The sequence below is a fragment of the Bradyrhizobium sp. Ash2021 genome (assembly GCF_031202265.1).
In the GTDB taxonomy this organism is placed as follows: Bacteria; Pseudomonadota; Alphaproteobacteria; order Rhizobiales; family Xanthobacteraceae; genus Bradyrhizobium.
Genome location: NZ_CP100604.1, coordinates 8,909,385 through 8,924,797, shown reverse-complemented (window position 1 = coordinate 8,924,797; position 15,413 = coordinate 8,909,385). Strand labels below are relative to the sequence as shown.

At 57.7% G+C, this 15,413-nt stretch carries 15 protein-coding genes; 12 read left to right on the top strand and 3 right to left on the bottom strand.

Annotated features, from left to right (window positions below; genetic code table 11):
- The first annotated feature begins 243 nt into the window (after positions 1-243).
- From NL528_RS42850 to NL528_RS47410, 5 genes are all read left to right on the top strand, one after another.
- Positions 244-3,108, top strand: a complete 2,865-nt coding sequence (locus NL528_RS42850) for a winged helix-turn-helix domain-containing protein (RefSeq protein WP_309180366.1) — start codon at positions 244-246, stop codon at positions 3,106-3,108.
- 109 nt (positions 3,109-3,217) lie between these two features.
- A complete protein-coding gene (locus tag NL528_RS42845) occupies positions 3,218-3,667 on the top strand; it encodes a nuclear transport factor 2 family protein (RefSeq protein WP_309180364.1) in 450 nt (149 codons plus the stop codon).
- 393 nt (positions 3,668-4,060) lie between these two features.
- A complete protein-coding gene (locus NL528_RS42840; protein ID WP_309180363.1) occupies positions 4,061-4,354 on the top strand; it encodes a hypothetical protein in 294 nt (97 codons plus the stop codon).
- A 283-nt stretch (positions 4,355-4,637) separates the two neighbouring features.
- Positions 4,638-5,375, top strand: a complete 738-nt coding sequence (locus NL528_RS42835; RefSeq protein ID WP_309180362.1) for an SDR family NAD(P)-dependent oxidoreductase — start codon at positions 4,638-4,640, stop codon at positions 5,373-5,375.
- Between the two features lie 1,632 nt (positions 5,376-7,007).
- Positions 7,008-7,238, top strand: a complete 231-nt coding sequence (locus NL528_RS47410) for a hypothetical protein (RefSeq protein WP_375143954.1) — start codon at positions 7,008-7,010, stop codon at positions 7,236-7,238.
- 257 nt (positions 7,239-7,495) lie between these two features.
- Here the strand turns inward: NL528_RS47410 and NL528_RS42830 are convergent, their stop codons facing one another.
- Positions 7,496-7,774 (bottom strand): hypothetical protein, encoded by a 279-nt coding sequence (locus NL528_RS42830; RefSeq protein WP_309180361.1) that lies wholly within the window; start codon positions 7,772-7,774, stop codon positions 7,496-7,498.
- Between the two features lie 1,044 nt (positions 7,775-8,818).
- Here NL528_RS42830 and NL528_RS42825 point away from each other — a divergent pair.
- Together NL528_RS42825 and NL528_RS42820 are read left to right on the top strand one after the other, a co-directional pair.
- A complete protein-coding gene (locus tag NL528_RS42825; protein ID WP_309180360.1) occupies positions 8,819-9,310 on the top strand; it encodes a hypothetical protein in 492 nt (163 codons plus the stop codon).
- A 294-nt stretch (positions 9,311-9,604) separates the two neighbouring features.
- Complete coding sequence (locus NL528_RS42820) at positions 9,605-9,913, top strand: hypothetical protein (RefSeq protein WP_309180359.1); 309 nt, start codon at positions 9,605-9,607, stop codon at positions 9,911-9,913.
- Between the two features lie 96 nt (positions 9,914-10,009).
- Here the strand turns inward: NL528_RS42820 and NL528_RS42815 are convergent, their stop codons facing one another.
- Complete coding sequence (locus NL528_RS42815; RefSeq protein ID WP_309180358.1) at positions 10,010-10,216, bottom strand: hypothetical protein; 207 nt, start codon at positions 10,214-10,216, stop codon at positions 10,010-10,012.
- A 454-nt stretch (positions 10,217-10,670) separates the two neighbouring features.
- Here NL528_RS42815 and NL528_RS42810 point away from each other — a divergent pair, with 454 nt between their 5' ends.
- The 5 genes from NL528_RS42810 (at position 10,671) to NL528_RS42790 (ending at position 13,922) form a co-directional block, all read left to right on the top strand.
- A complete protein-coding gene (locus NL528_RS42810) occupies positions 10,671-10,841 on the top strand; it encodes a hypothetical protein (protein ID WP_309180357.1) in 171 nt (56 codons plus the stop codon).
- A gap of 41 nt (positions 10,842-10,882) precedes the next feature.
- Positions 10,883-11,242 carry a hypothetical protein gene (locus NL528_RS42805; RefSeq protein WP_309180356.1) on the top strand — a complete coding sequence of 120 codons (360 nt, stop codon included), beginning with the start codon at positions 10,883-10,885 and terminating at the stop codon, positions 11,240-11,242.
- A gap of 86 nt (positions 11,243-11,328) precedes the next feature.
- On the top strand, positions 11,329-11,553 hold the full coding sequence (locus tag NL528_RS42800) for a hypothetical protein (protein WP_309180355.1): 225 nt from the start codon (positions 11,329-11,331) through the stop codon (positions 11,551-11,553).
- 529 nt (positions 11,554-12,082) lie between these two features.
- Positions 12,083-12,478, top strand: coding sequence for a rhodanese-like domain-containing protein (locus NL528_RS42795; protein WP_309180354.1), 396 nt, complete (start codon positions 12,083-12,085; stop codon positions 12,476-12,478).
- 433 nt (positions 12,479-12,911) lie between these two features.
- Complete coding sequence (locus NL528_RS42790; protein ID WP_309180353.1) at positions 12,912-13,922, top strand: hypothetical protein; 1,011 nt, start codon at positions 12,912-12,914, stop codon at positions 13,920-13,922.
- Here NL528_RS42790 and NL528_RS42785 read toward each other — a convergent pair.
- Positions 13,887-14,975 (bottom strand): alpha/beta fold hydrolase, encoded by a 1,089-nt coding sequence (locus NL528_RS42785; protein ID WP_309180352.1) that lies wholly within the window; start codon positions 14,973-14,975, stop codon positions 13,887-13,889. The two genes, NL528_RS42790 and NL528_RS42785, sit on opposite strands and share 36 nt — an antisense overlap.
- Between the last annotated feature and the right edge of the window lie 438 nt (positions 14,976-15,413).

The window sequence follows — 15,413 nt, the reverse complement described above, 5'->3', positions numbered from 1 at the left end:
GCGCTGCCGCAGAACCAAGCGGAGCTGAGTATTGCCGAGGCGCGACTCGACCGCCGGAACTAGATTTCCTGGTCAAAAGAAGTCCGTTTTTGATCCTTGCCGCGGTTCGCTTGCATTGAAGCGATGGTGGTTGCGCGGTAGAGTACGCGAAGGTTGGTTCGGCTCAAGGAAGTGACGTTTCTAGGTGGGACCTCCGCTGTGCACGGATGTCCGGATGCCACCATAAAAGCGCGGACGACGCGTATGAATGATCGCCGCAACTCACAGCCCAACGACGTGCTTTCTTTTGGCCCCTTCAGCCTGTTTGCGGCCGAGAGACTGCTCAAGCGGGCTGACGAGGCGATACCGCTCGGCGGCCGCGCGCTCGCCATCCTGATCGCACTCACCGAGCAGGCCGGAGAAGTCGTCACTCACAAGGAGTTAATCTCAAGAGTGTGGCCGGATGTAACCGTGGAGGACGCCAATCTTCGCGTTCACATCGCGGCTCTCCGGAAGGCGCTTGGCGACGGAAGAGACGGGGCCCGATACGTATCAAATGTTGCTGGTCGCGGTTATTGTTTTGTCGCGCCAGTCGCACACTCGAGCGCCAAGCAAACGGTTCCGGTCATTGGGACCACCGCCACAGAACGAGTTCAAAAGCTGCCACCTCGACCAGCGCGGATGGTCGGTCGAGATGACACCGTTCGATCCTTGGCTGAGCAACTTCAGTTGTCGCGCTTCGTCAGCATCGTCGGGCCCGGCGGCGTCGGAAAGACGACCGTGGCAATCTCGGTCGCTCATATGCTGATTGATGGATTCCATGACGCGGTGTTCTTCATCGATCTGGCTGCGCTGACCGATCCCCAGCTCGTGCCGACAGCGGTGGCGTCGGCACTCGGGTTCATGGTGCAAACCAAAGACCCGCTCGTTAGTTTGCTGGCCTTTATTGGCGACAAGAAGATTCTCCTCGTACTCGACAATTGCGAGCACGTGATTGGCGTTGCGGCAGCACTGGCCGAACGCGTCGTCGGCGAGGCACCACAAGCGCACATCCTGGCGACGAGCCGCGAAGCGCTCCGGGTGGAAGGTGAACATGTCCACCTGTTGTATTCACTTGATTGTCCACCCGAGGATGCCGGCCTGACTGCCGTGGAAGCGCTCCGGTATCCCGCTGCTCAGCTTTTCATGGAGCGGGCGGCGGCGAGTGGCTATGGCGCCGCGCTGAGCGATATCGATGCGCCGATCGTCGCTTGGAGCTGCCGCCGGCTTGACGGAGTGGCACTTGCCATTGAGCTCGCGGCCAGTCGCGTCGGCTCCCTTGGGATTCGTGGAACCGCGGAGCTGCTCGACAACCGTTTCGGCTTGCTCTGGCACGGCCGTCGCACCGCGTTGTCGCGGCACGAGACCCTGAACGCGATGCTCGATTGGAGTTACAGCCTGCTTTCGGAGCGCGAGAAGGTGGTCCTGTGCCGGCTGTCAGTCTTTGTCGGGGACTTCACGCGTCAGGCCGCCGGCTCCGTTGCGTCGGAGACGGAGGTAGACGATGCGGATGAGGCAGACGTTTTCGACGCAGTCGCGAGCCTGGTTGCCAAGTCCTTGATATCCACGACCGTCATCAACGAATCGACATACTATCGGCTGCTCGACACCACTCGCGCCTACGCCGCTACCAAACTCGCGGAGCGTGGCGAAGCGGATCGCTTCGCCCGGCGCCATGCGATCTTTTATTCCAAATTTCTCGAACACGACGAGATCATCCAGTCGACGTTCGGCGAGCATGATCTTTCGGTATACGCTCCGCATATCGGCAACGTGCGGGCCGCGCTCGAATGGGCGCTGTCGGACCGTGGCGATGTCGCGGTCGGCATCGAACTCGCCACTTGGGCGGCGCCGCTGTTCATCGGACTGTCGCTGCTCGAGGAATGCAGGGGTTGGTGTGAACGGGCGCTGGCCGCCCTCGACGACGCCAGCCGAGGCACCAGACAGGAGATGATCCTTCAGGAAGCGCTGGCGCAGTCGTCGATGTACACCCGCGGATACAGCGACCAGGTTCGTGTCGCAATCGAGCGTGGACTTGCGCTTGCGGAAGCTCTTGAGGATCGGCTGCGCCAACTGCACCTTCTCTTCGGTCTGAACCTCTTCTTAACGGGGCTTGGCGACATCCGCGGCGCCCTGGCGGTCGCGGAACAGGGCGGCGTCATCGCGCAAGCTGCCAAGCACCCGGCCGGCACCGTCTGGGTGGAGTGGAGGCTGGGCCTTGCTCACCACTTACTGGGCAACCAAGCCGCGGCACAACTCCATTGTGAGCGCGGCTTCGCCCTCGCGATCGAGCTTGGTACCTTCAACGCCAACTTCTTTGGTTTTGATTATGGCATCGGCGCGCTCGTCGGCCTCGCCCGCATCTTGTGGCTGCGTGGCTTCTCCGATCAGGCGCTTAGAATCGTGCAAAAGGCCATCGATGAAGCAGCGAGCCGAGATCACCCAGTTCCGATCTGCATTTCGCTGGTTTATGCCTCGATGTTCTCACTGTGTACCGGTGATTTGCCAAGAACCGGCGACTTCATTGAGCAGCTGATCGCATATGCCGGACGATACTCGCTTGAACGGTACCGTGCTGTCGGCATCGCGCTGAAGGGCGAGCTTGCCATCACCCGCGATGAGCCGGAAGCCGGTCTCGATTTGCTACGGAGCGCGCTGGAGACCCTGCGTGCTCAGCAGTACAATGTCCTGATCACGCTCTTCATAGGCGCGTTGGCGGAAGGCCTGCGCAAGACCGGGCAATTCGAGCAGGCGCTTTTCACGATCAATGGAGCCATTGCACGCGCGACAAATAGTGGGGTGGAATCTGACTTTCCCGAACTGCTTCGGATTAAATCGCAAGTTCTCGCGGCACAACATGACCGTGAATCAGCCATGAACTGCCTGACCAAAGCGCTCGCTGTCGCGCGCGCGCAATCTGCGCTCGCCTGGGAGCTGAGGTCGACGACGGTCCTGGCACGCTTGCTCTCCGAAAGCGGGCAGCGCGATCAGGCCCGGCATGCGCTGGCTCTCGTGTACGACCGCTTCACGGAAGGATTCGACACCGCGGACCTCAAGCTGGCGCGCGCGCTCCTTGAGGATTTGCGATAGCCATTTTAACCGTTTCGATCGCCACCATACCATCCTTTACTGGATAGAGACCTGGCGGAACTAGGATCCCTCCGCCGCATCTGATTTTCATTTTTTTACAGAACACAACGTGCTCAAAGCGTCGGCCATCGGCATGTTGGTTGGGTGCAATAGCCCAGCACCTTTCGAAGCCGACACCATGATTTCCTCTGTTCCGTCGAACGCTCCGGTCGCCCTCCCACCCCTGCTGGCCGCCTACGCTGAGGCAACCAACAGCTTCGATCTCGAGCGATTGATGGCCACTTTCGCCGATGACGCTCTCGTCATTGATCAGTTGCGGGACTACTGGGGAAAGCCGGCCATCAGAGAGTGGGCCAAGCGCGATATCGTCGGTGAGAGACTGACGATGAACGTAACCAAGGTGATTAACAATTATGAGAACTTCATCGTAACGGCCAATGTTGACGGTGATTATGACAAACGCGGCTTACCTGATCCGCTGGTGCTCGCCTTCTATTTCACCTTGCAGAGCGAATTGATCGTTCAACTGATCATTCTTCGCAATCGCTTCGACATTTGAGACTCTACATGCCTGTCACCTCGGTCATTTCAATCGACGTGCGTCTTGGACCTCATACCGCTGGAGAGTTCCTTTTGGACTCGATGCGTCGCCCAAGACGCGCGCTCTCAGCGGCACGATTAACACAAACTTACAACGTAAAACTCGTTTGTGTCACGAGATTGCGCGACGCTCTCAATCGAGCTTTTTCGATGCCTCCCACTTGAGAGAGCATTTCATGCACGAGACAAAAGGACACATCGAAGCGACAGAAGGCGGAGCGGCTTTCGGCGCCTCACGGATACCGAAGCGGCCCATACGGGCGCGTCACGTCTGCCTTTGCTGTCAGAGACGAGCAGAAAGCCGTGGGGCCCTGCTGCGTGCGCCGCGCCGTTTCAGCGGACGGAGGGAACTATGACCGAAACGAACGGGCGTGTGCCGTTGCAGAACTCGGCCGAGCTGGTGCGTACCTATAGTGTGGTCGTCAATGCGATCACGGCGACGGTCCTTAATGCACAGGCGGGGTTGGACTGGCTGAACGCTCAACCGCCAGATCTGGAAGAAGTCCGGCGGTCGCTCAATACTATCGCCAACGACGGTAAGCGAGCAGGCGACGCCATCGTTCGACTTCGAGCGCTCATGAAGAAGGTGCCCACAATGGACGGAGCCCCAATCCTTGAACCGATGGCTCTGAGCTGGCCGAAGTGACGTCGCCTTTTATGCCAACCCGGACCTACGGTCATCTCCGCTTTTGCCTCGCTAGTGGAGGATCGTTTGTGGGGCCAATCTAGCGCTGGTGCGCTACGTCGATTTCATGGACAACTTCCTGGACCAGAACGAAAATCTGCCACAGGGCGGACAATTTCGGCGTGGCGTTGGCCATCGCCGACTACGTGGGCGGCAGCTGTCGCGACCTGATGCTGGTGGACGAGTAGGCGCGCGCGAAACTCGTCGGCTCAAGTCGCTGCTAATTCCTCGTTAGGAGATCACAATGGATGAAAAACCGATCGCGCTGGTCACAGGTGCGAACAAGGGCCTCGGCAAAGAAGTGGCGCGGCAGCTCGGCAAACGCGGATTGCGCGTCTATCTCGGGAGTCGCAATTGGACGCGGGGTGAAGAGGCCGCTGCCGCACTTATCGCGGAGGGGCTGGACGTCGTTCCGGTACAGATCGATGTTACAAATGATGAAAGCGTCACGGCAGTCGTCCAAGAGATTCAACGCCAGCATGGCCGGCTTGACGTTCTCGTGAACAACGCAGGCGTCTTGGTAGCCCGTCCGGCTTTTGAGATCACGTCCACCGAGATGAAGGAGACCTACGACACCAACGTCTTCGCTGTGGTCCGGATGGTTCATGCGATGCTACCGCTCCTGCAGGCATCGAAGCGGCCTCGCATCGTCAACATTGCCAGCACAACTGCATCTTTGACGCTGGCGAGCGATCCAACGACGATGTTCGGCCGAGAAGACACGATCGTCGCCTACGCATCGTCCAAGGCTGCCGTCACGATGCTGACGGTCCAATACGCCAACGCCTTTCGGCGGAGTGCGGCACACACCCACATCAAGATCAACACCGCAACACCTGGATACATTGCGACCGACCTCAACAACTTCAGTGGCAACCGAACGGTCGAAGAGGGTTCGCGGATCGTAATTCATCTCGCTACTCTTCCAGACGATGGACCTAGCGGCGGCTTTTTCAACGATACCGGAAGCGTTCCTTGGTGATCGTCGATCTCACCAGCCGATGGCGGGTCACGCCAGAGAGACTCCACGTTTTCTGCGCCAAAGCCTGGAGTTCCACGGTCAGACATTCAGCTCTATTGAGCGCTGAAGAGGCAAACATGGATTTGAAGCTCGCAGGCAAACGCGCCTTACGGAGAACTGTCACGATTTCCTCTCTCAGGCTAGGGGTGCACTCCAGAACTGTCACCCCTCCCTCAGGAAGGGCACTTTACTTTACCGCGCGATACGGACGCTCGGACTGAAGCCCCAGCTCTGCCTCATTCGAGCGAGTAAGCAAGCTGGCGGAAAATCGTCGCCGAGTACGGCAACTGGCCTGATCTGCTATCTGGCGGCTAATCACGTCTCGTTTGTCGCTCTGCATCGAGGCGCTGGTAACGGAAGTCCATCGGAACGGCATCCTTGCCGTGCGGAGAGCTCACGCCCGAGACGAGCCTGGCATCATCCGCGATCACAGTTCTGCGCGCGCTGATCATCGGCACCGCGCTTTTGCGGACGTAAAGTCATACGAGTTTCGCTGGATTGCACTGTTTCTCTTTTCGTCGCCAGCATCATTCGCAGAGAAAGCCACTGGCGAAGTCGCGTTCTGAGAAATGGCGTACGCTGAACGTGAAAATCGCGAAGAATTCGCTCTCTCAGTGGCCAACTCACACAACTCCGGTCGCTAACCCGCGGAAGTGTCGGCACATTCGCGCCTGAGACATTTTCTACTGTAATATCAGTGACTTACTGGCGGACCGGAGGGGATTCTAACTTCCGATAGGCTTGCGAAAATAACCCTTTGAAATGTTGTTCGAATTTCCGCTCTATTCGGGCAAATTGGGCTTGTGAGAGAAATCCCGCAAAAGGTGCAGTGATTCGCTTTGCACCCAGTCTCACCAGTGGCTTCACGGGATAACGCCGAGGCGGAGCGATCCGCAGGTCGGCGCGGCGACGTTTCGGACGGCTTGAATAATTTTTGTCGGTCCATGGAACGCTCCGCTTGCTGTCCTTCGGGCGAAACCAGCCAATCCGCCGGCGCGTACTAGCTCATCCCCGTGCTGGGGCCGTTCTTTTGACCGCGGGCGTGATTCCCGAACGCGCGGCGGACTGCGCTTTGATAGGGCATGTTCCCCCGCTACAGACGGGCATCCTGGCGCGCAAAACAGCCGCAGAGAAATCGGCCGATAAACCGTCCTGAGAACGGCCGACGGTCAGGCCGGATTTTGAGAGAAAAGCCCAACGGAGTGAACCAGCGCCCTCACCTCTCATTGTTCTGATGAATCAGATCGGCGTGAACCAGGTAATGTCGATGGATTGCAACCTACATATCAGCTCCACGGCAGGAGCTTCCCCATGTCGAACACGGTAAAAGTCGCTTTAGTATTCTTGGTGGTCTTGGCCTCGCCTGCCGCTTCATTTGCGCGAGCCGGAGGTGGTCCAGACGGAGGGGCCGCAATGGGACATTCAGCAATGGGGGGAGGAGTTCGATCGAACCCTGGTCTGGTTGGCGCGGCGCAAAGTCAGGTGACCGACCCGAGCGGGATCGGAAATGCTAATAGGGTAGCGCCGATACCGCCGCCGCGTATAAGCGCTCCGACGGTTCCGCAATTCAAGTGATTTCGGACTCGCTCGCTCATGAAAAGGTTCTTCTTTGATCTGGTCGGCGAGCTTCCAGCTCATGACGTCCTGGGACATCAATGCAAGTCCCGAAAGGAAGCGAAGGACCACGCCAAGTTCATAGCTCAACGCATCGCAACCGAGCGGCCAATCTTCGGTAAGCCGGGGAACCGCATCGCCGTCCGCGATGAGACCGGGCTGAAAATCTTCGAGGCGCCAATAAGATCGAGGATGCGCACACACGTTTGAACCGGCTAGTGCTTCGGAACGATGCGCCTGCGCGGCCGGCCACGATCCTTAAGGCCGCGGCCGGGAGTGCTTCGTTACGTTCGGGCAGATGCGATCGTCAGGCGTTCCGCGGCGCGTCCTGGTTAATTGCTCGGACTATCGGTGCAGCCAAGCGACCGTACATGGCGTGTCTACGTAGGCAAATCGCCAATCGGCTTCGCGTTCAGTTCGATCTGCGCGACTGACATCACAGCATCGCGTGGCTGAGCGAAACTAAATCAATCCAGAAGATTTCGCCACTCTTCGGTGCGACTGATCGCGCGCGACCAAGTCTCGGCATCAGTCTCGTGGTCGTTATCGAGACTTTTGGACAGCGCACAAATGGCGAGCCAAGCATCCGCCTGCGCCATCTCGAGTTCGTGAGAATGCCTGCCGGCGTTCTGGGTCTTGGCTCTCAGAGCACGGACCAAAACGGCCGCGGCCGCGCGCGGCTTGTTTCTCGCGTCCAGCAAAGTCGCATAGGCATCTTCGGCTGTAGAAAGGTCGACGTCCATCATCCCGAAACCGTCGCTCTGGCAAATTAAGATTTCGCCGAACAGCGTGTTCAGTCTCTTATGGTTCTACTTGGCAGGCAACCGCGTTATGGTCTTTTGGTTAAGTCGAGCGCGATCGCTTGGACGTAACTATCATTAACATTAATTCTTTACCTTCGCTTTTTACCATGCGAACTCCGCATGGCCAGTTAATAGCTAAACTTGTCTGCACGTCTTGCGAAAGACTGATGATGGACGAGGTGGTCTCGCGACGATCGTCTATCAACGAAAGCGGTCGCAGACTGAGCGCCACTAGATGTAGACGCGATGGTTAAAGCGTTACTTGGCACGCTTCTTGGGGGTCGCTGAAAAGATTCCATAAGGCACATTACGCGAAACCAATTCCCATTTTGACTCACGTCTCTCGTTGCAGCTCCAAAAGTGGCTGAGATCCTGGTTAAGATCGAGCCAAGCTCATTGCTGCTGACCCTCGCAATGTAGGTCTGGTACTCTTCGGCCTGAGATGAGCAATGGGGTCTTCCGCAACTGACGGCTTCCAGCGGAAAACGTGGTAGGAGCGCGTTAACCTTCTTTCTTAATTACACGCGCACGCGAGATTTTCCTCAATTCACGGTCTCAATTCATTAAACCTAAATTTCCTTTGTCATGCGAGCTGCCTAATGTGAGTATGCGCCTCGAGTTGCACCGGCGCGCCGCTTCTAAGCCTCCCCGAAAAATAAACCGAAATTGAGATTTAGAAAATCCGCTCGCTGTTGCTCTTGCGACACCCATTATGCATGCAACTCGATCACGTCGCGAAGCTCTTGAAGCCGGCGCCGCAATATACAGATATGACCTTGCGTAAAAGCTGAAGCACCAAAGACGGTGACTTCTACCAACCTACCTTATGGCCCTCATCCCTTTTCACGGGGCCACGGACTGATCACATCGGCGCAAATGCGGTGTGTGCGAGATGGCAAGGTGTAGACGCGGGCGACAGACCATCCGTCGTCAATAATTTTCCCCCTCACCGGGTCTTTACCGGGGGACACGTGAAAGGGCATCCCCATGCCGCAACTATACACGAAGCTGTCCGAGAGGATGGCCAATAAGCGCCGAGTGAAGCCACAAAAATTCATGACGGCTCTCGACGATCTGACTAAGATGGTCGATGTTCTCTTCATCGGTCTTGATGGTGAGCACCTTGGTGAAGTGCAAGTGGCGGCCTCCCCGGCAGGTCGCAGAGCCGTCGAGAAACTCTTTCCCGAGTACGTTATTCATTGGTTTGATACCTTCGGCCCCGCTCGACCGTTCTTTCCGGACGATTGGAAGACTGTCACTCTCGTGCTTCCCTGTCTGCTTCAAGAGATGGCAGGCATGGGCTTGCAACACAACTTGCCGAAAGATCTGCTCGGCCGGCGACCAATCAACGAGCTTTGTCCTGATCAATTCGCGGCCTTGATGACGGCCGGGGCCGACGATCAGGGTGTCCGTTCGGCGATGTGGTCTCTGAGCGAGAATAAGATCGAAATCATCGGTGATCCGAGCACGTTCAACTAAACGAACTACCCCGAACGGGCGCGATCCGATCGGCTTTGGCGGTCGATTACAATAGATCGTTCGGTAGCCTATTCGGGGAGTGGTAAGACTGGCCGGGCGATCATAGCCACGCGCAACAGACGCGACCACGGCAATTCGTTGAGACGGGTGACGCTGGAGAAACGAAGTCCGGGACGGGATAGCAACCGCCCCGGGCTGATCATCAAATCCCTCATGAGAGCGACGCGAAGCTGCTGATTGCATTCCAGCTTGCCGGTCGTGCCTATTGCACAACCGCAAAATCTGAGACTCGCAATGACCGACACCGACGCCAGAATGACGCGCAGAATCGTCTTCTTTGGTGCTGCCGCTTCCCTGATATGCGCGCCCGCGATTATTCGAGCGGCAAGTCTAATGCCGGTACGTACCTTGCAATTAGGGGCTTTGAATCCGGAGGGAGAATTCTACCGACGTGGTTTTTACCACTCGCTCGACAGTGACTTGAGGGCAGGCTGTGCCATGAGCGTGCGTAGCAACAAGAAAATTTCTGTAGCCGAAGCCCAACGGATGATCGCGCGTGCGCGGGCAAAAGGATGGCTACCACCTTACAGCCCTTCAATTTAGGTCGCTCATCCGAAACGGGTTCTCGTTATAACCAAAGCGGCGCACAAGGAGAAATCAGCAAGCAAAGATCGCCTACTTGATCTCTCCCTTTGAGTGTTACGCTTTGGCCATCTCCTCCGGGTTGGTATTGACCAAAATCGCAGCATACATTTCCGTTATGGCATTCTCGCGGGCAGCAATCATCGTCGTATTCAGCTCGACGAGTACAACGACCTTTTCCTCGTACTCGACCCTGGCGCCGCCGATGTCGTCCCGAGTTGCGGTATCTGACTTCATGGCAAAGCGGAAAACATATGCTCCCATTGAGCTTTTCAGCTTTTGACCCGTTGCGGAAGTCGTCGGCTTTAACGGCGAGCCCCATAAACCTTCGTATGGGTTCCGTTACCCCTTTACATGCCGGACGATTACCTACGTTCAATTGAGCCGCTGAAGCGATCGTCTTAGGCTGCATGCGTTGGAAAAGCGCACAGACTCTTATGAAGTGCGACGGTGAAAAAAGGACGATCGACGAACAGCGAGGATAGTACCAAGAGGAAACTCCAATGCCCGACTGCTCCGAAAGTCTTAGATCTGGCAGTGCCGCGCGATGCGCAGTTTGTGATGGCAAGTTTGGTCTCGTCCGGCACTACTCGTGGCGAACCCCGCTTTGTTCCAAGAAGTGCGTCGATCGCTTCAGAACTCGCAGGGAAAGTGACCGCAATTGGATGGGCTGGCTCCAAGTCGCCTTCCAGCTGCCCGAGAACCGCGCGAGGGCTTTATGACGGTCCAGATCTCACAACGAGGCAAGGAATATTTAGAGACGGCACAGACTTTGCTCCGCGCTGCCAAAACCATGACCGACTCAGCGATTGCGGGTCAGCTTAAGGCTCTTGCCGACGACTACCAGCGGCGAGCTGAGAAAGCTTCGCATGTTGATGCGGATGGATGAATTTCCTGACTGCACAGAGGGATTCCGGGATTGGGTGTGAGATGAACAATCACTTTTGGCATGCAACGCTTGTTCTATTCACCGTCATGCTGCCGATTTCTACAGTCGGTCACGCTCGCGCCCACGATCATCAGCGCCCTGAGTTGAACAGTTGGTATGAGAGCTTGTACAGTGGCAAAGGGCCCTGCTGCGATGGCAGTGATGCGGAGCGCGTTGATGACGCCGATTGGGAAACTAAGGACGGTCACTATCGCGTGCGCATTGATGGCGAGTGGGTTGATGTTCCGAACGACGCTGTCGTGGATGGACCGAACCGCGCTGGCCGCACGATGGTCTGGCCCTACTATCTGAACGGCGCTTTGGTTGGCGTCAGATGCTTCCTGCCGGGAAGCATGGGTTGACCGCGAGCGCAAGGCGATCAGCAGCTCCCGCCCACTAGCTCCAGCTCGTCCGATGCCGTGTATTGCTTCGCATAAGGAGGCACCAAATGACAACTGGAAGATGGAATAGCCGCAACAGGATCACCAAAGAAACTCGCGAGCAAATCCTGTATGCTTATCTAGGCGATCCCATCAAAGGAACCGAACTTGCGATGAGCAACGGACTATCGGCCGCATACGCCTACAAGCTTGCTTATGAGCGCGGGTTATTGCCGAGGCGCGATGAGAAGCTGCTTGGGCGCAGCCATTCAGCGAGATTGGCATCAGCGTGATTGTCCTCACTCAAAAAACAAAGGCAATGCCTTGAGGCCGTCAGAGCCGAGTGTGGTTCGGGAATGTCCCAACGCTACGCAGGCTGGCGGATCGTCTTTCAGTGAAGGCGATTATCACGTTTCAGCGCAGCCTACATAAGCTGGGGCAGCGCGGAGCTATCCGCCGCGTGCCAGGATTGAGCGGCGGAATTCAAAGTGACCTCCACCGCAACGGATTTTCGCGCATACATGGCTTAGTGGAGCCGTTCACGGGTCGCACAATGCCGTTTCTCGACCTATGCCACTTCCGCATATGGCACCTTTGAGACATGCGGATCGACGCTGAAGATGTCTGCTTATCGGCGTAGACCGGAAGTGGTTAGCGCATGATCAGAATGACGCGAATGACCCAAACCGGTCATTGTCCAGGCTCACCGCCTTTCGATGCCCCCTGCGGCGCCGTGAGAGGTGTGATATCTTGGCGTCGTTCCTGACGCTCCGGGGCACATCCGCAGCTGAGGGTCACGAATGCTCGGGAGAGGAGGACACCATGGCCATAAGCGTCAAGCAGATGATGGAAGCTGCCAACGCCGCGGTGCCGCGGATAACGCCGACGCAGGCGCGCGAGATGATCGCCAGGGGCGACACGCTGGTGGTCGACGTGCGCGACACTGCGGAAGTGGAAAAAAGCTGCATAGTCGCCGGCGCCCTACATGTCTCGCGCGGTATGCTGGAATTCCGCGCCGATCCCGAGTCGCCCTACCATGATAAGAATTTCGCAAAGGAGAAAACCGTCATCCTTTATTGTGGCTCTGGCGGGCGCGCGGCCTTGGGCGGCAAGGTGCTCAAAGAGATGGGCTATGATCAGGTCTACAATCTCGGCGCCTTCAAGGATTGGGCCGAGGGCGGCGGCGCAGTCGACAAGCCGATCGAACCTGGCGTGTGACTCCTGGCGATCTATGGGCGGAGGGGCTGCCGGGTCGGCTCTTGGCACGAAACGGACGTACCGAGCGCGCGGTCCGATGTCTGCTCCCGAGGGATGAACGGACGTCGCGGTGACGGAAGGCGACTTCCGAGTTTGACCCGACTCGGACATCGGCATGGATCATCGCGGGCGCGCGGCTTGGCGATCCCCGAATCCTAACAGAGCGGGCAGCAACTCGCGGCCCGATCCACCACGCACATCCAAAGTAGGAGAAGACACGCTGCCGGGATCGAGCTTTCGCCATGGCAAAATAAGCTAGACAATTCGACACGATCCTGCTTCACCACAACCATTGATAGAATATGTTTTTGTTTCAGGTAAACATGAGCAGTCAGCGGATGTTTGCAAACGAGTTCGCTACGTTCAGCGAATACTTACCGGGGCTGGAGGGGCTATGACCACCAAACACCTTCGCATTGCAGCCATCATCGCGGTTCTGTTACAGTTTGGCGCCGGAGCGTTTGCGAGCGCCGCCGAGATCGGCACGAAGTTTCCCGACGACTTCCCGGTGATCCGCAACTTCTATCTCGGCCAGCCGGTGATTGGCTTTGGCTCCCATATCGGCCGCATCGAGCACGTCCCAGTGATCTTCCTCCACGGCAACAATGACACCCCGTTCGCGACCGCCTGCAACCCCTTTGGCCGCATCCAAGCCTTCGCGCAATTCTTCCTCGATCACGGCTACCGCCCGAGCGAGCTCTGGGGGCTGGGTTATCAAGGCGATCAGTGCGATCTGGTGCAGGACAATACCCATCGCTCAGGCGTCTCGCACACTACTGCCGCGGCTGTGCCGATCCTGCGCGAATTCGTGCAGGCGGTCCTCGACTTCACTGGCGCCAAGCGCGTCGACATCGTCGCCCACAGTCTCGGCGTCACCGTGGCCCGGGAATGGATGCTGCAGGACAATGCCTATCGCAAGGTGCGGGCGCTCGTCGCCATTGACGGACCCAATCATGGCATCATTGACTGCTCGCCCAGCCCGCTCAACTTCTACCAGCTGGCGAGCGGCGGCGGCTTCACGCCGAACAGCGCGGTATGCGACGAGTACGGTTCCGACCACACCCAGTTGCTCACGGTACTGAACGCCGCGGGCGAGACGCCGGGTCCCACTCGTTACCTGGTAATCCGCAACAAGCCAGGAACAGCCGACTTCGTCTACAACAGCCTGCAGGACGGTGCCCTCCCCGGCGTTCCCGCCGAGGATCGCGACGGCAAACCGCATGATTTCACTGCCAGCGCCGGCCTCGCCGGCGCCGGGACGATCGACCTTGTCGGCCAGGGTCTATTCGACACGGTCCTCTTCACCGCTCATCTCGGGATCCTGAACTCTCCAGACACGCGCAACGCCGCACTGCAGTTCTTGACCTCGTTACCAGGACGGGCCGATCGCGAGGCCGGAAATTAGAGCAAGGCTTAGAGCAAACATCCGGCAGCGGCCTTTGTAGTGCCCGCGCCTCATCCCCTCACGCCCGTTGAAGTTCCGGAGCATCTCCTGAACTTTTGCATGGAACGCCGCAAGCAATTCGCGCCATGAATGATCACCGAGCGCGATAGCCCGCTCGGTAGACCCCACGATGTCCGCGAAGAGAACCGTAGCGAGCACCCGCTCCCGGTCCTGCGAATGGCACTTGCCCGTCAAGAACTGCTCGACATGGTCAAGGATTGTGTCCCCATCAACCGTGTAGAGGTGGTCAATGCCCGGTAGCTCGATCAGCTGGGCTCCCGCGATACCTTGAGCCATTCTGCGCGCGCTCTCTATATCTATGACTCGGTCTCCAGCGCGGTGCAAAATAAGCGTCGGAGCCCGGATCGCGGGCAGAATATGCCGGATATCGATTTCGCGATTCATCTTCATGATCGCAACGGCTGCTCCGGGGCTCGCTGCCGTCCGAAAATAGGAAGCCACGCCTTCAGCAATATTCGGATCGTGGGCAAGACTCGGGCCCCACATCTCGAGATTGATTCCTTGTGGTGTGCCCCAATTGCGTTCGAGATTTTCGAAGAAACGGTCCCATCGTTCGTCGGTCCAGCCGCACGGATAGTCGGGGGCCCAGCTATGCTTCGCATACGTGCCATATAAGATCAGCGCAGATGTGCGTTCGGGATATGTGGCGGCGTAAAGCAGGGACATTGGCCCTCCCTCAGACACGCCAAACAAAGCTGCCCGCTCTGAGCCGACTTCGTCCAGAATCGCACTCACGTCGTGCATACGCTGCTCAAGCGTAAAGATCTGCGATCCCCGATCCGACATTCCGGTGCCGCGCTTGTCGAAGAGGATAAGACGGGAGAATGATGCTAGGCGACGGAAAAAAGCGCTGCGCGCTGGCACCTGCCACAGCGCCTCGACGTGTGACACAAATCCGGGGACGAATAGTATGTCCTGCGGTCCATCGCCTACAACCTGATAGGCGATGTGAACATCGTCGCTCTTGACGTAATGAGTTGCTGGTGCAGCCATAAAAGCTCTGGATCGCGAGTTGGCCAACTCGTCGGTGCGGCGGCCCGCTTGGAACGATGTCAGCAGCAACGTGTTGAAGTCACGTCTTAGTCCGACTACCCCGACGTTGGTTGCGCAATCGAATGTCCCACCGCGGTCGTGGCAGCAATAACGATTGGCGTTTTGATCATGATCAGGCTCTAGGTCAGTACCGAATTTCGACCGAGCATCCGGAACACTAGAGCGATTTCCGTTGGTCGGCTATGGATTTCGCCCTCGCCACCAACGGCGCCGAGAACCCGTTTTTTGCGGATAGACATGTCAGCATCGCTGACAGTTGATCCATCGTCTGAGATATTCCATCCCCTAAGATATAGTGGCCGTTGCCGCAGGTTCGCATTCTCGTCGGTGGTTGCTTATCGCCACATCCGCCGATGACAGCGTTAGTCGACAATATCC